This window comes from Halopseudomonas sp. 4NH20-0008 (assembly GCF_057548395.1).
The window spans coordinates 134,527-152,970 of record NZ_BAAJMD010000007.1 but is presented as its reverse complement, the minus strand read 5'-3'; the positions used below and the strand labels follow the sequence as shown (position 1 = coordinate 152,970).

15 protein-coding genes are annotated in these 18,444 nt (G+C 58.6%); 13 read left to right on the top strand and 2 right to left on the bottom strand.

All coding sequences use genetic code 11. The features are described 5' to 3' along the window. Nucleotides 1-186 precede the first annotated feature (186 nt). Genes lepA through acpS form a run of 8 tightly spaced genes read left to right on the top strand, consistent with a single transcriptional unit; the run spans nt 187 to nt 6,797 of the window. Nucleotides 187-1,986, top strand: coding sequence for a translation elongation factor 4 (gene lepA / locus AC27HQ_RS09120; protein ID WP_487155844.1), 1,800 nt, complete (start codon nt 187-189; stop codon nt 1,984-1,986). 25 nt (nt 1,987-2,011) lie between these two features. After that, nucleotides 2,012-2,896 carry a signal peptidase I gene (gene lepB / locus AC27HQ_RS09115; RefSeq protein ID WP_487155843.1) on the top strand — a complete coding sequence of 295 codons (885 nt, stop codon included), beginning with the start codon at nt 2,012-2,014 and terminating at the stop codon, nt 2,894-2,896. Nucleotides 2,897-2,945: 49 nt separating this feature from the next. Then, nucleotides 2,946-3,323, top strand: coding sequence for a DUF4845 domain-containing protein (locus tag AC27HQ_RS09110; RefSeq protein WP_487155842.1), 378 nt, complete (start codon nt 2,946-2,948; stop codon nt 3,321-3,323). Continuing rightward, a complete protein-coding gene (gene rnc, locus AC27HQ_RS09105; protein WP_487155841.1) occupies nt 3,320-4,009 on the top strand; it encodes a ribonuclease III in 690 nt (229 codons plus the stop codon). The genes AC27HQ_RS09110 and rnc overlap by 4 nt, the downstream gene beginning before the upstream one ends. Beyond that, nucleotides 4,002-4,907 (top strand): GTPase Era, encoded by a 906-nt coding sequence (gene era / locus AC27HQ_RS09100; RefSeq protein WP_487155840.1) that lies wholly within the window; start codon nt 4,002-4,004, stop codon nt 4,905-4,907. Before rnc ends, era begins: the two co-directional genes overlap by 8 nt. Nucleotides 4,908-4,966: 59 nt before the next feature. Continuing rightward, a complete protein-coding gene (gene recO / locus AC27HQ_RS09095) occupies nt 4,967-5,677 on the top strand; it encodes a DNA repair protein RecO (RefSeq protein WP_487155839.1) in 711 nt (236 codons plus the stop codon). Then, complete coding sequence (gene pdxJ / locus AC27HQ_RS09090) at nt 5,674-6,414, top strand: pyridoxine 5'-phosphate synthase (protein ID WP_487155838.1); 741 nt, start codon at nt 5,674-5,676, stop codon at nt 6,412-6,414. Before recO ends, pdxJ begins: the two co-directional genes overlap by 4 nt. Further along, on the top strand, nt 6,411-6,797 hold the full coding sequence (gene acpS / locus AC27HQ_RS09085) for a holo-ACP synthase (protein ID WP_487155837.1): 387 nt from the start codon (nt 6,411-6,413) through the stop codon (nt 6,795-6,797). The genes pdxJ and acpS overlap by 4 nt, the downstream gene beginning before the upstream one ends. 11 nt (nt 6,798-6,808) lie before the next feature. Here acpS and AC27HQ_RS09080 read toward each other — a convergent pair whose 3' ends face one another. Then, nucleotides 6,809-9,595, bottom strand: coding sequence for a response regulator (locus AC27HQ_RS09080; protein ID WP_487155836.1), 2,787 nt, complete (start codon nt 9,593-9,595; stop codon nt 6,809-6,811). 113 nt (nt 9,596-9,708) lie between these two features. Between AC27HQ_RS09080 and cysM the strand changes: the two genes are divergently transcribed. The 4 genes from cysM to mazG are packed head-to-tail and all read left to right on the top strand — an operon-like array spanning nt 9,709 to nt 15,108. Beyond that, nucleotides 9,709-10,611, top strand: coding sequence for a cysteine synthase CysM (gene cysM / locus AC27HQ_RS09075; protein WP_487155835.1), 903 nt, complete (start codon nt 9,709-9,711; stop codon nt 10,609-10,611). Then, nucleotides 10,608-11,999 carry a 23S rRNA (uracil(1939)-C(5))-methyltransferase RlmD gene (gene rlmD / locus AC27HQ_RS09070; protein WP_487155834.1) on the top strand — a complete coding sequence of 464 codons (1,392 nt, stop codon included), beginning with the start codon at nt 10,608-10,610 and terminating at the stop codon, nt 11,997-11,999. The genes cysM and rlmD overlap by 4 nt, the downstream gene beginning before the upstream one ends. Before the next feature lie 47 nt (nt 12,000-12,046). After that, complete coding sequence (gene relA / locus AC27HQ_RS09065; protein WP_487155833.1) at nt 12,047-14,293, top strand: GTP diphosphokinase; 2,247 nt, start codon at nt 12,047-12,049, stop codon at nt 14,291-14,293. Beyond that, nucleotides 14,290-15,108 carry a nucleoside triphosphate pyrophosphohydrolase gene (gene mazG, locus AC27HQ_RS09060; RefSeq protein ID WP_487155832.1) on the top strand — a complete coding sequence of 273 codons (819 nt, stop codon included), beginning with the start codon at nt 14,290-14,292 and terminating at the stop codon, nt 15,106-15,108. Before relA ends, mazG begins: the two co-directional genes overlap by 4 nt. A gap of 27 nt (nt 15,109-15,135) precedes the next feature. Here the strand turns inward: mazG and AC27HQ_RS09055 are convergent, their stop codons facing one another. Next, complete coding sequence (locus tag AC27HQ_RS09055; protein ID WP_487155831.1) at nt 15,136-15,480, bottom strand: pilin assembly protein; 345 nt, start codon at nt 15,478-15,480, stop codon at nt 15,136-15,138. Between the two features lie 163 nt (nt 15,481-15,643). On the opposite strand from AC27HQ_RS09055, the gene ppc reads away from it, so the two are divergent. Further along, a complete protein-coding gene (ppc, locus tag AC27HQ_RS09050) occupies nt 15,644-18,283 on the top strand; it encodes a phosphoenolpyruvate carboxylase (RefSeq protein WP_487155830.1) in 2,640 nt (879 codons plus the stop codon). Nucleotides 18,284-18,444 lie beyond the last annotated feature (161 nt).

The following is an 18,444-nucleotide window of genomic DNA, read 5'->3' as shown; positions in this document are numbered from 1 at the left end:
TCTGCAGCGTTCGTCAGCCCTGGTTCCGGTCCTCGGGGGCAGGGTTGACGAGCGCCTGCGCGATAGCGCAGTTCGGCATATTCGGGTACACTCGCGGGCTTATTTCGGGGGCGATGCTGTGCCCCGTCCGTTACCTGGAGCCGGTATGGCGCCCGGTCTTGCAATTACGTCTGGATGATCCCTGCTGTGAGTGACCTGAGCCTGATCCGCAATTTCTCGATTATTGCCCATATTGACCATGGCAAATCGACCCTCGCCGACCGTTTCATTCAGATATGTGGTGGTCTGGCTGACCGCGAGATGGCCGAGCAGGTTCTGGATTCCATGGATCTGGAGCGTGAAAGGGGCATTACCATCAAGGCCCACAGTGTCACCCTGTATTACACCGCGCAGGACGGCAAGACCTACCAGCTGAACTTTATCGACACCCCTGGCCATGTCGACTTTCACTATGAGGTGAGCCGCTCACTTGCGGCCTGTGAGGGGGCCTTGTTGGTAGTGGATGCCGCCCAGGGCGTGGAGGCTCAATCGGTAGCCAACTGCTATACCGCAATTGAGCAGGGCCTTGAGGTCATGCCGGTACTGAACAAGATCGACCTGCCCCAGGCCGAACCTGAACGGGTCATGGCCGAGATCGAAAGTGTGATTGGTATCGATGCCACCGATGCAGTGGTGTGCAGTGCCAAGAGCGGTTTGGGTGTGACAGACGTACTCGAACGCCTGATCAAGACCATTCCGGCCCCGGTAGGTGATATTGAAGCCCCCCTGCAAGCGCTGATCATTGATTCCTGGTTTGATAACTATTTGGGTGTTGTGTCGCTGGTAAGGGTCAAGCACGGCCGGATCAAGAAAGGCGACAAGGTGCTGGTCAAATCCACCGGCAAGGTGCATCAGGTTGACAGCGTCGGTGTATTCAACCCCAAGCACTCTGAAACCGTTGACCTGAAGGCCGGCGAAGTAGGCTTTATCATTGCCGGTATCAAGGATATTCATGGTGCGCCTGTGGGCGATACCCTGACGCTATCCAGCACGCCGAATGTGGACATGCTGCCCGGCTTCAAAAAGGTCAAGCCCCAGGTCTATGCCGGTCTTTTCCCGGTCAGCTCCGAAGATTTCGAAGATTTTCGTGATGCTCTGTCTAAACTGACACTGAATGATGCTTCCCTGCACTACGAACCGGAAAGCTCTGAAGCTCTGGGCTTTGGCTTTCGCTGTGGCTTTCTGGGCATGCTGCACATGGAGATTATTCAGGAGCGCCTGGAGCGTGAATACGACCTCGATCTGATCACCACGGCGCCCACTGTAGTCTTCGAGGTGGTCAAGAAAGACGGTGAGACTATTTACGTCGATAACCCGTCGCGCTTGCCCGACCCCTCGATGATCGAGGAAATGCGTGAGCCTATTGTGCGTGCGAACATTCTGGTACCGCAGGATCATCTGGGTAGCGTGATTACCCTGTGTGTCGAAAAGCGCGGCGTGCAACATGACATGATATTCCTCGGCACCCAGGTACAGGTTATCTATGATCTGCCAATGAACGAGGTAGTACTGGATTTCTTTGATCGCCTGAAGTCAGTGAGTCGCGGCTATGCGTCGTTGGACTACAGTTTTGAACGCTTCCAGGGCGCGCGTCTGGTGCGCCTTGATGTGTTGATCAACGCAGAAAAGGTTGATGCCCTGGCGCTCATCGTGCACCGCGACAATGCCGCCTATAAAGGCCGGCAACTGGTCGAGAAAATGAAAGAACTGATTCCCCGGCAAATGTTTGATGTAGCTATTCAGGCTGCAGTGGGCGGACAGATTGTTGCCCGATCAACGGTCAAGGCGCTGCGCAAGAACGTTATTGCCAAATGTTATGGTGGCGACGCCAGCCGTAAGAAGAAACTGCTGGAAAAGCAGAAGGCCGGTAAGAAGCGTATGAAACAAGTGGGTAACGTGGAAATTCCGCAGGAAGCCTTCCTCGCGGTTCTCAAAGTCGATAATTGACAGGGACGGTTAAACGGGCTCGCTTATGCATATCAATTTCCCCCTTATCCTGGTTGTGCTGGTTGCCGTCACTGGCTTGCTGGCACTGCTGGATGCGCTCTTTCTCGCGCCGCGTCGACGTCGGGCCAAGGCGGCCTATGAAGCGGCTGTCGACGTGCCCGATCCCTTGGCCATCGAGCGTATTGGCAAGGAGCCCTTGCTGGTCGAGTACGGCAAGTCCTTCTTTCCGGTCTTGCTGGTCGTGCTGGTGCTGCGTTCCTTCCTGGTTGAGCCTTTCCAGATCCCTTCTGGTTCAATGAAGCCGACATTGGCGGTGGGTGACTTTATTCTGGTCAACAAGTTCGCCTACGGCATTCGACTGCCGGTACTGGATACCAAGGTTATCTCCATCGGTGACCCTCAGCGCGGCGATGTCATGGTTTTTCGTTTTCCGGATGACCCGCGGATCAATTACATCAAGCGGGTGGTCGGCTTGCCCGGCGACCGTGTGCAGTATCGGGACAAGCAGTTTATCGTCAATGGCGAAGCAGTGCCGATAACTCAGCTTGGCACTGAGCTGGAAGACGAAGTGCCGCCCGGCCACCCGTTCTTCCATAACGCGCAGGTGCGCATCATGGAAGAACAGTTGGGCGATACAACCCATCAGGTCAGGCTTCGTGATCCGCGGCTTACCCAACCTTTGCGTACTGATGAATGGTTGGTGCCTGAGGGACATTACTTTATGGTCGGCGACAATCGTGACAACTCCAACGACAGTCGGTACTGGAATACAAAAGAAATTCCCCAGGAGTTGTGGGGAATGGTGCCGGACAACTATATTGTAGGTAAGGCTTTCGCGGTCTGGATGCACTGGCCAGAGCCAAAGCTGCGCAATTTGCCGAGTTTTTCCAGCATTGCGTTGATTCATTGAATACCGGACTCTTTGTATAACAACCACAACGGACGTCTCGAGGTAATCCATGCGCTACTCGCAAAAAGGCATGTCATTTTTTGGCTGGCTGGCAGTCATTACCCTGCTTGTTTTTGGTTTGATCGTCGCAGCTAAAGTGATACCCATCTACATGGATCATTTTTCACTGCGCAAGATTATTGTCACGGTCAACGAGGATCCGTCACTGAAGATCGGCTCGTTGCGTGATCTTCATAGCCACATCGAACGTGGCATGAATATCAACAGTATCCGTGACATCAAGATCAATGATGCCATCACCATTACCTCCAGCGCCGCCGACACATACAGTGTGCAGATCAAGTACGAAGTACGTTCGCCGCTGCTGAATACCGTGGACCTGTTGGTTCATTTTGATGAAACCCACATAATCAGACCGCTTAAGTGACCAACAAGTTAGACCGGCTTGAACGCAGGATAGGCTATCACTTCAAGGATCAGGATTTGCTGATCCTGGCACTCAGTCACCGCAGTCTCGGCGGGCGCAACAACGAGCGTCTGGAGTTTCTCGGCGACTCAGTGCTGAATTTTGTGGCTGCCGAGGCGCTGTTTCATCGTTTTCCCCAGGCCCGTGAGGGGCAGTTGTCGCGTTTGCGTGCGCGCTTGGTCAAGGGCGTGACCCTGGCCGAACTGGCCAAGGGCTTTGATCTCGGCGACTACCTGCGTCTGGGCTCGGGTGAGCTTAAAAGTGGTGGTTTTCGCCGTGAATCGATTCTCGCCGATGCCACCGAGGCTATTATCGGCGCCATTTATCTGGAAAGTGGGCTCGAGGTAGCCAGGGAGAGGGTGCTACATTGGCTTGAAGAGCATATCGCCAGTCTGACCCTGGTTGATAACAACAAGGACCCGAAAACCCGGCTTCAGGAATACCTGCAGTCGCAGCAGTGTGAACTACCCCGCTATGAGGTGACCGAAAGCAGTGGCGAAGCCCATTGCCGGACCTTTCGCGTTGAATGCCATATAAGCCCCCTTGCGGAACCGACCTCAGGCACCGGCAACAGCCGTCGTTTGGCCGAACAGGTTGCCGCCCAGAAAGCCCTGATTGCCCTGGGGGTGGAGAAAGAAGATGAGTGACAACAGCACCTCCCGCTGTGGCTATGTGGCCATTGTTGGCCGTCCGAATGTTGGCAAGTCGACCTTGCTTAACCATATTCTCGGGCAAAAGCTGGCGATTACTTCGCGCAAACCCCAGACCACACGGCATACCTTGCATGGCATCAAGACCGAGGGCGCAGTTCAGGCCATTTATGTTGATACCCCCGGTCTACACAAGGAAAACGAGAAAGCCCTCAACCGCTTTATGAACAAGAGCGCCACCCAGGCCCTGCGGGATGTCGATGTGGTGCTGTTCGTGGTGGACAGAGTGCGCTGGACCGATGAGGACCAGATGGTGCTGGATCGCGTGCGGCACGTTACCTGCCCGGTGCTGCTGGTGGTCAACAAGGTTGACCGCATGGACGACAAGGAAACCTTGCTGCCGCATCTTGAGTGGCTCGCAACCCAGTTGCCGGACGCTGAGGTGGTGCCCGTATCCGCATTGCAGGGGCGCAATATCGAGTTGCTGGAGCAGCTGATTGCCGAGCGCCTGCCTGAGGGCGAGCATTTCTATCCGGACGATCAGCTGACCGACCGCAGCTCGCGCTTTCTGGCCGCTGAGCTGGTGCGTGAAAAGGTCATGCGCCAGTTGGGTGCCGAGATTCCCTACCAGGTGGCTGTCGAGATCGAGCAGTTCAAGCAGGAGGGCAAGATTCTGCATATTCATGCGCTGATTCTGGTTGAGCGTGATGGCCAGAAGAAAATCATCATCGGAGATGGTGGTGAGCGCATGAAAAAGATTGGCCAGGAGGCACGTCTGGATATGCAGAAACTCTTTGGCAGCAAAGTTATGCTCAATCTCTGGGTCAAGGTCAAACGCGGCTGGTCCGATGATGAGCGTGCGCTGACGTCGCTGGGTTACCATTTCGACAATTGATCAGCCGGGCATTGGTCTGATGATGGCGGGTCCGACGATGGCGATTTGCGGAGATGAGCGTGCACGGATCATTGACCCCTGCTTATGTATTGCACAGCCGTCCCTACCGTGACAGCAGCGCGCTGGTTGATCTGCTGACCCTGCAACAAGGGGTACAGCGGGTGGTCTGGCGCGGCGCGCGTGGCCAGCGGCGCGGACAGTCTCCCCAGGCCTTTGTGCCCATGCTGGTGGCCCTGGCAGGGCGTGGCGAGCTGAAAACCCTGCAGCAGGCAGAGGTCGCCGGCAGCTACAAGTCCTTGCAGGGAAATGCGCTGTTCAGTGCCCTTTACCTGAATGAATTATTGGTCCGTCTGTTGCGCCCGGCTGAACCGCAATTACTGCTGTTTGCTGCCTATCAACAGGCCCTGGAGTCACTGGCAGATAACAGGTCAATTGAACCTGTCCTGCGCGAGTTTGAGTGGTGTTTACTGCATGAGCTGGGTTACGGTTTCAGTCTGACCGAGGATGCTCATGGTGTTCCGATTCAGCCCGACAGGGGTTATTGCTGGATACTGGATCAGGGTCTGTTACCGGTTGAGCTGAGTCAACAGGGCTTGCCCGGCCATGGATTGCTGGCCATGGCCGCCGCCCAGTGGCAGTCTCCGATCGCCCTGCGCACGGCCAAGTTGCTCATGCGACAGGCCCTGGCCATGCATTTGGGGGATCGCCCCCTCTACAGTCGTCAATTATTTGCCTCAACCGCTGGTGTCGCCAAAGGAGACAAGCTGTGATCAATCCGCAACGAGTATTACTGGGCGTGAACATCGACCATATCGCCACATTGCGTCAGGCGCGTGGCACGTCTTACCCGGACCCGGTGCAGGCGGTTATCGTGGCTGAACAGGCGGGTGCCGATGGCATCACCATTCACTTGCGCGAAGACCGCCGGCATATCCAGGAGCGCGATGTGCGTCTGGTTGCCGAGGTGCTGCAGACCCGCATGAATCTGGAAATGGCAGTAACCGACGAGATGTTGCGCTTTGCCGAGGAGATCCGCCCGGCACATATCTGTCTGGTGCCCGAGCGCCGTGAAGAGTTGACCACCGAGGGTGGTCTTGATGTGGCAGGCAATGCCGCACGCATTCAGGCCGCCGTCGAGCGCATGGCCGCCATGGGCAGCGAGGTCTCGTTGTTTATTGATCCTGACCCACGGCAGATAGAAGCGGCCAAACATGCCGGTGCTCCGGTCATTGAACTGCATACCGGGCACTATGCCGATACTCAGGGCCAGGCTCAGGTTGATGCCCTCGAACGGCTGCGAGACGGCTGTAACTATGCGCGCAAGCTGGGTCTGGTAGTGAATGCCGGGCACGGCCTGCACTATCACAATGTCGAGCCCGTCGCTGCCATCGCGGGTATGAACGAGCTGAATATCGGCCATGCGATTATCGCCCGTGCGCTGTTCAGTGGGTTGGCAGGCGCTGTAAGGGAGATGCGTGAGCTGATTCTGGCAGCCAGCCCCAGATGATCAAGGGTATTGGCACTGATCTGGTGTTGGTCAGCCGCATCGAGGCGGCCATCGAGCGTCAGGGTGTGCGGTTTGCCGAGCGGATTCTGACCGAGTCGGAATTGCAGCGCTATCACCAGCATGCTCGCCCGGCGCGCTTCCTGGCCAAACGCTTTGCCGCCAAGGAGGCGGTGCTCAAGGCACTGGGAACCGGACTGGCGCAAGGTATGTCCTGGCAGCATATCCAGATTGACCGGGATGATCATGGAGCCCCGCTGGTATTGCTCTCCGGTCAAGCCTTGCACCGGCTGCAACAAGCCGGTGGCGGCAGCATGCTGTTGAGCCTGAGTGACGAGCGTGAGCAGGCCCTGGCCTTTGTTGTCTGGTCAGCCTCGGCCGGTTGAGGTCGCCTACATTACAGTTGCAACTCTTCGACGTAGGCGGCCTGGAGACGCTCGATGGCTTCAATCAATTGACTGATAGCGGCCTGGCTGTTTTGTCCCTTCTTCAGCAGGTTTTCTGCTTCCAGACAGCAGCTGCGTAACTGTGGTACACCGCAGTAGCGAGTTGCTCCATGCAGGCGATGGACGACCTCCAACAGTCCCTGGTTGTTATTCGCAGCAGTCAGCGTCTCGATCTGCACCCGGTCGTCGGGCAGACCCTTGATCAGCATGTCCAGCATATCGGCGGCCAGATCAGCTTTGCCGGCAGCCAGTTTCAGGCCCTCCTCCTGATCCAGGATGGGGTTGTGTGCCAAGCTGCTATCGGCCTGCTGTGGTATTAACACAGTGTCTTTGCTGTCCATGTTGACGCTGATGCCAGTCCAGCGAAAGATGCAATGACTCAGTTGTTCAGGGCTGATTGGTTTGCTCAGATAGTCGTTCATACCGCACTGAATCAGTTTGCGCCGCTCTTCGGCCAGGGCGTGCGCAGTCAGAGCAATGATCGGACAGGGTTCGCTGTCAGCCAGCTCCTCACGCAAGCGCAGTTCGGTGGTGGTGGCGCGGCCATCCATGCCGGGCATTTGCACGTCCATGAAGATCAGATCAAGCCGCTCTGCTTCCGCGATCACCAGCGCCTGTTCACCGCTGGTAGCGGTCATGACCCGCACGCCCATTTCGCTGAGGAAGGTTTCAACCAGCTTCAGATTGGCCTGGTTGTCGTCGACGCAGAGTATGCTGAGTTGCGGCTGCCGAGCTTGTTCGGTTTTGACGGGCAGGGTCCTCTCTGCCTTGAACAGCTGATTGACCGCACGGAACAACTGGCGCGTGCATAGCGGTCTTGACAGTACCTGGCACTGATCACGTGGCAGGCGGTCGAGCAACGGGTAGTGCTCGGTGGTGTCGGTCAGCAAAATGCCTTTGCACAGCTGCTGATCGGTCCAGCGCGTGACGCTGTCGAGCAGCGTGTCGGCGGTACAGAAGGGCGAGGTGCTGCTGACCAGCGCCAGATCATAGCGGTCATCCTGCTGCTGCCGGGACTGCATTGCTAGCTCAAGATCGCGGATATGTTCGAATACGCTGACCTGCAAGCCAAGATCCTCAAGATTATGCAGCAGGGCCTGGCGGCTGAGGGCCAAGGGCTCAACAATGGCTGCGCGCATACCTGACAGGGGTTTGCTGGGCAGGTCATCCGTGGCCTGGCTGGATTTTTCCAGACGCACAGTCAGCCAGAATTCGGAACCCTCACCGGGAGCGCTGTGCAGGCCAATCTCACCGTGCATCTGCTCGACCAGGCGTTTGGCAATCACCAGACCAAGACCAGTGCCGCCGACCTGACGGGTCATGGAGTTGTCGGCCTGGCTGAAGGCCTGAAACAGGGACTTTTGCTGCTGGTTGGTCAAGCCTATTCCGGTATCGGTGACGCTGATGCGCAGCAGGGCATAGTGTTCGTCTTCCTGCTCCAGCATGGTCCGGATGCTGACCGAGCCTTGCTGGGTGAACTTGATGGCATTGCTGATCAGATTGGCTAATATCTGTTTCAAACGCAGGGCATCGCCACTCAAGCTTAGGGGGGTGTCGCGGTAAATAATGCTGACCAACTCCAGCGACTTCTGATGTGCAGCCGGCGCCAGCATGGTCAGTGTGTCCTGAATCAGATCGCGGAGATTGAAGGGCAGGTTGTCGAGCACCAGCTTGCCGGCTTCGATCTTTGAGAAATCCAGAATTTCATTGATGATTGCCAGCAGGTTGTCAGCCGACTTGCCGATAGTACCCAGGTATTCCTGCTGGCGGTTGCTCAGCTCGGTGCGCTGTAACAGGTTGCTGAAACCGATAATGCCGTTCAATGGTGTGCGCAGTTCGTGGCTCATATTGGCCAGAAACTCGGATTTGATCCGGCTGGCTTCGAGCGCCGCCTTGCGCGCCATATCCAGCTCGATGTTCTGGATTTCAATGGTCTCCAGCGTCTGGCGCAGATCCTCGGTGGCCTGTTCGACGTTCTGTTGCATCTCGCCCTGGGCGCTTTGCAGAGCGTCGGCCAGGGTGTTGATACCCTGGGCCAAGCTATTCAGTTCGCGGCTACCCTGTTCGCCCAGACGCTTGTCCAACTGGCCCTTGCTGATGCGACTGATGGCCCGATTGGCTTCGGCTACCGGATCGCTGATACGTCGGCCCATGGCAATGACCAGTATCGCACTGAGCAGCAGACCGAGCATCACCAGCAACAAGGCGCTGAGAATCATCTGGTAACGACGCAGCTGGGTATAGCCGTGACTCAACTCAACCTCCAGCCAGCCCAGCAGTTCATCGGCCTCATGGACACTGGCCAGGGTTCTGTCGAGCAACTCGGGACTGGCCAGCAAAGGCAGCAGGAAGCGGCTGCTGTCAGCGCTGCTTTGAATCTGCAGCCCGGTTCCGGCTGCCAGGTTGTCAGCGCCCAGAGGCTCGCCAGCCGGGTACATTTGCGGGCCGCTATGTTCGAGTAGCCGGCGCTCCCGGTCATACAGGCTGACCGCGCGAACATCCGAACGGTTGAGTGCCGCCGACAGGCTTGGGCGCATCTGTTCCGGCTGGCCGTCGAGCAAAGACAGGGTGGCCTGGTGTTCCAGGTGCTCGACCGTCATGTAGCCACGTTCCAGCAGCTGACGGTCCAGATCGGATACCGCCTGCCAACTGAAGTAGGCACCTAGCGCCAGACCCAGCAGACCGGTGGGTACCAGTGCCAGCAGCAGAATGCGTGCCTTGAGACCGATCTCGCTCATTGTGTGTATCCCTTGTGTATATCCCTTCCCCCGATGCCGGTATCATAGGCCGAGTTGATAAAAAGCACAGCATTGGACATAACAGGCTCCTTGCTCCGCATGACGGGTGGAAGATGAATAACGATTACCCAACCATTGCCGATTTCGTCGGCAATACCCCGCTGGTCCGCTTACAGCGACTGCCAGGTGATACCAGCAATACCCTGCTGGTCAAACTCGAAGGCAACAATCCAGCTGGCTCAGTGAAGGATCGTCCAGCCCTGTCGATGATTACCCGTGCCGAATTGCGGGGTGAAATCAAACCCGGTGACACCCTGATTGAAGCGACCTCGGGCAACACCGGTATTGCCTTGGCCATGGTCGCAGCGATCAAGGGCTATCGGATGATTCTGATCATGCCCGACAACATGAGTGCCGAGCGCAAGGCGGCCATGAGTGCCTACGGTGCCGAACTGATTCTGGTCAGTCGTGAGGACAGCATGGAGGGTGCCCGTGATCTGGCGCTGCAGATGCAACGCGAGGGCAAGGGCAAGGTGCTCGACCAGTTTGGAAATCAGGATAACGCGGAAGCACATTATCAGAGTACCGGTCCGGAGATCTGGCGCGACACGCGCGGTACGGTGACCCACTTCGTCAGTTCCATGGGTACCACAGGTACCATCATGGGTACCTCGCGTTACCTCAAGGAACAAAACCCGGCTGTCCAGATTGTTGGCCTGCAACCGATCGAGGGTGCCTCCATTCCAGGTATTCGCCGCTGGCCGGCCGCTTACATGCCGGCGATCTTCGACGCCGAGCGGGTCGACCGGGTGATTGACATGGGGCAGCAGGAAGCCGAACAGACCATGCGTCGTCTGGCCCGTGAAGAGGGTATTTTCTGTGGTGTGTCCTCGGGTGGTTCAGTGGCGGCAGCACTGCGTTTGTCCAATGAGCTGGAGAACGCGGTGATTGTCGCGATCATCTGTGATCGCGGCGACCGCTACCTGTCCACGGGCGTGCACGACCCGCGCCCATGAGAGCCTCTCGCGGAAAGCAGCGACGCTCCAATGACGCGCCAGCGGCCATTGGTCAGTGCATTGAACTCGACCTTGCGCGTTTGACCCATGATGGCCGGGGCATTGGGCACTGGCAGGGGCGCACGGTATTCGTTGACGGCGGGCTGCCTGGTGAGCGGGTGACGGCCAGGGTTATCAAGGCGCGCAGCAAATTGATTGAAACCCGTCTGGAGCGTGTGCAGCAGGCCAGTAGTGCGCGCCTGCAGCCCGCCTGCGCACATGCTGCGCTCTGTGGCGGCTGCAGTCTGCAACATATGTCGGCAGAGACCCAGTTGCAGATCAAGCAACAGACACTGGCCCAGCAATTGCAGCATTTTGCCGGCCTGCAGCCGGAGCAGTGGATGCCCGCCTTGACCGGCCCGGTCTATGCCTACCGGCAGCGCAGTCGTCTGGCGTTGCGCTGGCAGCAGCGGGACAAGACTCTGCAGGTGGGCTTCCGGCAGCGCTTCAGCAGTGACCTGGTCGAGGTGAATCAGTGCCCTGTTCTGGTGCCTGCACTCGAGACGTTGATGCAGGCACTGATTCCGCTGCTGAAACAGCTGGAAGGGGCGGCCGAGCTGGGCCATGTCGAACTGATCGATGCCCAGCGTCCGTTGTTGCTGTTACGCCACATGCAGCCGTTATCGACGGCGGACCTTGAACGTCTGCGGGTGTTTGCAACGGCGCATGAGGTCGGATGCTGGTTGCAGCCAGGGGATGAGGACAGTGTGCATTGTCTGTGGCCAGAGGAGGCCGTGCAGCCCGCCTATGCCTTGCCTGAGCTGGGCCTGAGCCTGGCTTTCCAGCCGGGTGACTTTATTCAGGTGAATGCCGGTATCAATCGGCAGATGATTGCGCAGGCACTGGCCTGGCTGGCAGTCGAGCCGGGCGAGGCAGTGTTGGACCTGTTTTGTGGTCTGGGCAATTTTGCCCTGCCACTGGCCCAGGCCGGGGCGCGGGTAACTGGGGTAGAGGGTAGTCAGGCCATGGTCGGGCGTGCCACCGCCAACGCTCGTGAGAATAGTCTGACCGGACTGCACTTTTATCAGACCGACCTGTCCAAGCCGATTGATGCCGATTGGTTTGCCGGTGATTTTGCCGCGGCTGTGCTGGATCCGCCGCGCGATGGCGCAGAGCTGCTGGTGCAGCAATTGGCCGCGCGTGGTGTTGGCCGGATTCTGTATGTGTCCTGCAATCCTGCCACGCTGGCGCGGGATGCCGGTTTGCTGGCGGCTCAGGGCTACAGATTGGTGCGGGCTGGGATCATGGACATGTTTCCACAGACGGCCCACGTTGAAGCCATGGCGCTGTTTGTTGCGGGTGGTAAAAGGATTGCGGCGGGCACTGGCAGCCCCGGTAAAACCGGTTAAATGCAGGTGTTTGTTTCATTCATGCAGTACATTCAGGATCAAGACTGATGGTACAGGTCAGGGCTCAACACCCTACAAACAATGATGGCAGCGTTAATATCGATGCCTGGATCAAGCGTATTCAAAAGCACGTGCAGCTGACAGCGCCGCAGGTGCTGCGTGAAGCCTGTGAGTGGGCGCTGGAGCTCGAGCAGGCGGCTATCGCGGCCGAGAATATCTGGGCCGATGGTGCCAGCAGTTACCGCACCGGTCTGGAAATGGCAGAAATCCTGGTCGAACTGAAACTGGATCAGGACTCCCTGGTCGCCGCGGTTGTTTACCGTGCGGTGCGTGAGCGCAAGACCGATCTGGCCGAAGTTGAACGTCGCTTTGGGCCGACGGTAGCCGGGCTGGTTGACGGCGTTCAGCGTATGGCGGCAATCAGCGTATCGCAGAATCCGGCCAAGGCGACGGCCTTCAGCGAGCAGGCTCAGGTCGACAACCTGCGCAAGATGCTGGTGACCATGGTAGACGATGTACGCGTCGCCCTGATCAAGCTGGCTGAACGTACCTGCGCCATCCGGGCGGTCAAGGATGCCCCGGAGGAGAAGCGTTATCGAGTGGCTCGCGAAGTCTTCGATATCTATGCGCCGTTGGCCCATCGACTGGGTATTGGTCATATCAAATGGGAGCTGGAGGACCTGTCCTTCCGTTATCTCGAGCCGGTTCAGTATAAGCAGATTGCCAAGCTGCTGGATGAGCGGCGGTTGGATCGGCAGGAGTATATCGACGAGGTCATGGCGCAGCTCAAGACCGAGCTGGAGGAGGCCGGGATTCAGGCCGAGATCAGCGGTCGTGCCAAACATATCTACTCTATCTGGCGCAAGATGCGGCGCAAGGGCATCGACTTCAGCCAGGTCTACGATGTGCGCGCGGTGCGCGTGCTGGTGCCTCAGGTGCGTGATTGCTATACCGCTCTGGGCATTGTTCACAGTCTCTGGCGGCATATTCCCAACGAGTTTGATGACTACATCGCCAATCCCAAGGAGAACGGCTACCGCTCGTTGCACACTGCGGTGATCGGGCCCTTCGGCAAGGTGCTGGAAGTGCAGATTCGTACCCAGAATATGCACGAAGAAGCCGAACTCGGCGTCTGCGCACACTGGCGTTACAAGGGTACTGATGTCAGTTCCTCCTCGAACGCTTATGAGGACAAGATTGCCTGGCTGCGTCAGGTGCTTGAATGGCATGAGGAAATGGGCGATATCGGTGGCCTGGCGGATCAGCTGCGGGTCGATTTCGAGCCGGATCGTATCTATATCTTCACCCCGGATGGTCACGTGGTGGATGTGCCCAAGGGCGCCACACCACTGGATTTTGCCTACCGCATTCATACCGAAATCGGTCATAGCTGCCGGGGCGCCAAGGTCAATGGCCGGATAGTGCCGTTGAACTATATCCTGCAGACCGGCGAACAAGTCGAAATCATTACCGGCAAGCACAGCGGTCCGAGCCGCGACTGGCTGAATCCCAACCTGGGCTATGTGAATACCTCCAGGGCCCGGGCCAAGGTTCAGCACTGGTTCAAATTGCAGGCCCGAGAGCAGAATGTGCATGCCGGCAAGGCCATGCTTGAACGCGAGTTGACCCGTTTGGCCCTGAATGGCGCCGACTATGCGCAACTGATCGAGCGACTGGGTATCCGCAGCCAGGAAGACCTGTTTGCCGCGGTCGGTTCGGGTGATGTGCGACTGATGCATGTAGTCAATGTCGCCCAGCAACTGATTGAGCCGGACAGTCATGCCGAGCAGCTGGAGCTGATTCCGCGCCGCCCGAGTCGCTCCGGGCCGCGTGGCGACGTAACCATTCAGGGCGTCGGTAATCTGCTGACCCAGCTGGCTGGCTGCTGTCAGCCGGTGCCGGGTGATCCGATCGTGGGCTATATCACCCTCGGTCGCGGAGTGACCGTGCATCGCGCCGACTGCGCGACTGCGATGCAGTTGCAGGATCGTGACGCCGACCGGCTGATCGAGGTCAGTTGGGGCAGCGCGCCGGTGCAGACCTATCCGGTAGAAATCTATATCAAGGCCTATGACCGTTCCGGTCTGCTGCGCGATGTCTCGCAGATGTTGGTCAATGAGAAGATCAATGTGCTGGAAGTGAGTACCCGGACCAACAAGGATGACAACTATGCCGTCATGCTGTTGACCGTCGAGGTGCCGAATATCGGTCTCCTGGGCCGGCTGCTGGCGCGCGTCAGCCAGTTGCCGAACGTGATCGAGGCGCGGCGCAATCGCAAGGACGGCATGACGTGAGTTACCAGCTTGATGACTTGCTGTACCTGATGCAGCGCCTGCGTGACCCGCTGCATGGTTGTCCCTGGGACCAGCAACAGTCCTTTGCCACCATAGTCCCGCATACCCTGGAGGAAGCCTACGAGGTCGCGGACGCGATCGCCAGCGAGGATTTTCCGCAGCTTTGTGGTGAACTGGGTGATCTGTTGTTCCAGGTGGTTTACTACGTCCAGTTGGGGCGTGAGGCGGGTCACTTTGACTGGGCTCAGGTGGTGCATGGCATCACCGAGAAACTGGTGCGTCGGCACCCTCATGTCTTTCCGGACGGCAACCTGCGTACGCCGCCGGGTAGTGTCAGCCTGGCAGCGGATCAGATCAAGGCGCGCTGGGAAGAGATCAAGGCCGAGGAACGCGCGCTCAAGGCTGAACAGCCTGAGCAGTTGTCACTGCTGGATGATGTGCCGCAGGCCTTGCCTGCCTTGAGTCGGGCGCAGAAACTGCAGAAGCGCGCTGCACGCGCCGGTTTCGACTGGCCAGCGCTGCTGCCGGTGCTGGACAAGCTGGATGAAGAGCTCGCTGAGGTGCGTCAGGCGCTTGCCGAGGGCCAGCAGCAACGGGTTGCCGAAGAAGTCGGCGACCTGCTGTTTTCCATGGTCAATCTGGCGCGGCATCTGCAGGTCGATGCCGAGGAAGCCCTGCGCGGCGGCAACGCCCGCTTCGAGCGGCGCTTCCGCTATATCGAAGCGCAGCTGCGCGAAGCCGGTCTGAGTCCTGAGCAGGTTGAATTGCTGCAGCTGGACCGACTCTGGCAACAAGCCAAGGACGTCGGACTGTAACAGCACCCCTGGTTGACTATTGACCTGTCAGTGCTGCGGCTCTTTCTGTTGCTGCGCCAATACCTGCAGATGCCGGCGACTGAGTTCCAGATAGCGAGGTGTCGGCCCGATATCGTCATACAGTGGATCACCCATTTCATCCTGAGCAATAACCCGCTTGCCAGCTTGGTAAGGCATGCTTTCCTCGAGCTCTTCCAGCGCGCAACTGAGCAGGTCGGTGATCAAATCCTCAGCGCGGCGTTTGGGATACATCTCCTGCAGGGCGGCAAGCCGAGCGGCGTCCTCCAGGGTCAAGCGTACTTCGTAATGATTATGGGTCAGGCGACCCCGGGCAGTGCGTTCCCATTCCTGGGTAAGTTCACGGATCTTCATGTTTTCCCCCGATAACGTCTGGTTTCGCTTGTGGCGACACTTGAAGTGTAGACCATGCCGCGAAAAAGGCCTGACGTCAGCTTTTTGCTGTTGCTCATTGTTCCTTGTCAGCAGCGGTTCCGGGTAGCATGCTGTGATCGTGGAATCAGGTTAAGGAAGCCTTATGAGCGAGATAGATGTGCGGTTGCGCGAGGATGTACATGAGTTGGGTGAGCTGCTGGGGCAGACCATCAAGTCGCACTTGGGCGACGACTTCCTGCAGCGTATCGAACGTATCCGCCTCGGCGCAAAGCAGGGTCGGCAACAGGATCAGGCGGCCCATCAGGCGCTGCTGGCAGCCCTGCATGACTTGCCGGATGACCAGTTGCTGCCGGTTTGCCGGGCCTTCAATCAGTTCCTCAACCTGGCCAATATTGCCGAACAGTCGCACCGGATTCGTCGCCGTCGCGAGCATCAGCCGCGTTCATTCGAGGAACGTTGCCTGCCCGATCTGTTGCAGCGTCTCAAGGACGCCGGTTTCAGTGATCAGCAGGTACGTCAGCAACTGGCTGAGCTGGATATCGAGCTGGTTCTTACCGCGCACCCGACTGAAGTCACGCGGCGCACCCTGATTCAGAAGTACGACGCCATTGCTTTGGCCTTGGCCAGCCGCGATCACGATGACCTGAACGCTGATGAGCAGGCAGCGGTTCGCGCCGATCTGGCCCGACTGATTGCCGAGGCCTGGCATACCGACGAGATTCGGCGGACCCGGCCAACGCCGGTGGACGAGGCGAAATGGGGGTTTGCGGTCATCGAACATTCGCTCTGGCAAGCGCTGCCGGCCTTTCTGCGCAAGCTGGATGAGGATTTGATCAAGGGGCTGGGGCACGGCCTGGACTGCAATGCCTCCCCGGTGCGTATTGCCTCCTGGATGGGCGGCGATCGCGATGGCAATCCGAATGTGACCGCCAGCGTAACCCGCGAAGTATTGCTGCTCGGGCGCTGGATGGCGGCAGACCTGTATCTACGTGATATTGATGCGCTGACCAGCCAATTGTCCATGCAGACCGCCAGCCCCGACCTGCTGGCGCAAAGTGGTGAAGCCGACGAGCCCTACCGCGTAGTGCTGAAGCAACTGAGAGAGCGTTTGCAGGCCACACGGGATTGGGCCAGGCAAGCATTGCAGGGCGATGTCGCCCCTGGCCCGCTGGTTCTGGACAGTGTCGATCAACTGCGCCAGCCCCTGATGCTCTGCTACGATTCGCTGTTGCAGGACAACTGCCAGATCATTGCCCGCGGCCCCTTGCTCGATAGCCTGTGGCGGGTCAATGCCTTCGGTCTGGGTCTGGTGCGTCTGGATATACGTCAGGATGCGGCACGGCATGCCGATGTGCTGGCCGAACTGTTGACCTATCTTGAGATGGGCGACTATCGCAGCTGGGATGAGGCGCAGCGTTGTCGTTTTCTGCTCGATGAACTGCACAGTCGGCGTCCGCTTTTGCCAGTCGACTGGCAGCCTAGTGCCGAGGTTGCCGAGGTCTTGGCCACCTGCCGGGTGGTGGCCTCGCAACCACGTGAGCTGCTCGGTTCCTATGTCATTTCCATGGCGTCGAGTTCCTCGGATGTGTTGGCGGTCAAGCTGCTGTTGAAGGAAACCGGCTTGAGCTGGCCGATGCGGGTGGCACCGCTGTTTGAAACCCTGGATGACCTGGAAAATGCCGCTTCGGCTATCGACAGCCTGTTGTCATTGCCGGCTTACCGCGAACTGATTGGTCATGAGCAGGAGGTCATGATCGGCTATTCCGACTCGGCCAAGGATGCCGGGACCCTGGCCGCCGGCTGGGCCCAGTACCGTGCCCAGGAAGCGCTGGTGCAAGTCTGCCAGGCCCATGGCGTGCGTCTACGATTGTTCCATGGTCGCGGTGGTACGGTTGGTCGGGGTGGCGCACCGGCGCATATGGCGATTCTGTCGCAGCCGCCGGGCTCGGTGCAGGGACAGTTCCGGGTAACCGAGCAGGGCGAGATGATCCGTTTCAAATATGGCCTGCCAGCCATCGCCGTGCAGAGTCTGCAGCTCTATGTCAGTGCCGTCATGGAGGCCAGCTTGCTGCCGCCGCCTGCGCCTGAGCAGGGCTGGCGTGAGCTGATGCAGCAACTGGCGGACCGCTCGGTTACCGTCTATCGCGGTGTCGTGCGCGATGATCCACAATTTGTCGACTATTTCCGCCAGGGCACGCCGGAGCAGGAGCTGGCGCGCTTGCCGCTGGGCAGCCGACCGGCAAAACGGCGTAGTCAGGGCGGTATCGAGACGCTCAGGGCGATCCCCTGGATCTTTGCCTGGACCCAGACGCGCTTGATGTTGCCGGCCTGGCTGGGCGCTGGCAAGGCATTGCAGGAGGCTATGGACGCCGGTAAGGAGCAGCAATTGCGTGACATGATGTCGCAGTGGCCATTCTTTCTGGCACGCGTCGAGATGCTGGAAATGGTCCTGGCCAAGGCCGATGCAGGTATCCATCGATTTTATGAAGAGCGCCTGGTCGAACCATCCCTGTGGCCGCTGGGGGAGCGTTTGCGCACTGCCTTGAGCGAGGCGGTTAGCGTGGTACTGGCGCTGCGCGGCAGCGACCGGTTGTTGGCGCATAACCCGGGCTTGAGCAGTTCTGTGGCCGTGCGCAACCCCTACACCGATCCCTTGCACCTGTTGCAGGCCGAACTGATGGCGCGAACCCGCGCCCAGGGTCAGCAGATTGATCCGGATCTGGAACGGGCGTTACTGGTTACGGTTGCAGGTATTGCCGCGGGCATGCGTAATACCGGCTAGGGATTCCGGCTGTTAACCAGCGAGGCAGAGCCTTCGACTTTGGTCCGGCTTGTGCATATTTGACTGTCCGTGTATGTTGAACGCCCTTTTCGCGACCTTCGCGAGTGTAACCAATTATTGCGTCAGCCACTGCTGGTGCCTGCCGGCCCCGTTGTTCGGTC

Excerpts from the sequence above, each read along its gene's own strand:
- acpS (WP_487155837.1), top strand. The coding sequence starts at position 6,411 with ATGATCAAGGGTATTGGCACTGATCTGGTGTTGGTCAGCCGCATCGAG.
- relA (WP_487155833.1), top strand. The coding sequence starts at position 12,047 with ATGGTACAGGTCAGGGCTCAACACCCTACAAACAATGATGGCAGCGTT.
- lepB (WP_487155843.1), top strand. The coding sequence starts at position 2,012 with ATGCATATCAATTTCCCCCTTATCCTGGTTGTGCTGGTTGCCGTCACT.
- cysM (WP_487155835.1), top strand. The coding sequence starts at position 9,709 with ATGAATAACGATTACCCAACCATTGCCGATTTCGTCGGCAATACCCCG.
- ppc (WP_487155830.1), top strand. The coding sequence starts at position 15,644 with ATGAGCGAGATAGATGTGCGGTTGCGCGAGGATGTACATGAGTTGGGT.
- AC27HQ_RS09055 (WP_487155831.1), bottom strand. The coding sequence starts at position 15,480 with ATGAAGATCCGTGAACTTACCCAGGAATGGGAACGCACTGCCCGGGGT.
- rlmD (WP_487155834.1), top strand. The coding sequence starts at position 10,608 with ATGAGAGCCTCTCGCGGAAAGCAGCGACGCTCCAATGACGCGCCAGCG.
- AC27HQ_RS09110 (WP_487155842.1), top strand. The coding sequence starts at position 2,946 with ATGCGCTACTCGCAAAAAGGCATGTCATTTTTTGGCTGGCTGGCAGTC.
- AC27HQ_RS09080 (WP_487155836.1), bottom strand. The coding sequence starts at position 9,595 with ATGAGCGAGATCGGTCTCAAGGCACGCATTCTGCTGCTGGCACTGGTA.
- era (WP_487155840.1), top strand. The coding sequence starts at position 4,002 with ATGAGTGACAACAGCACCTCCCGCTGTGGCTATGTGGCCATTGTTGGC.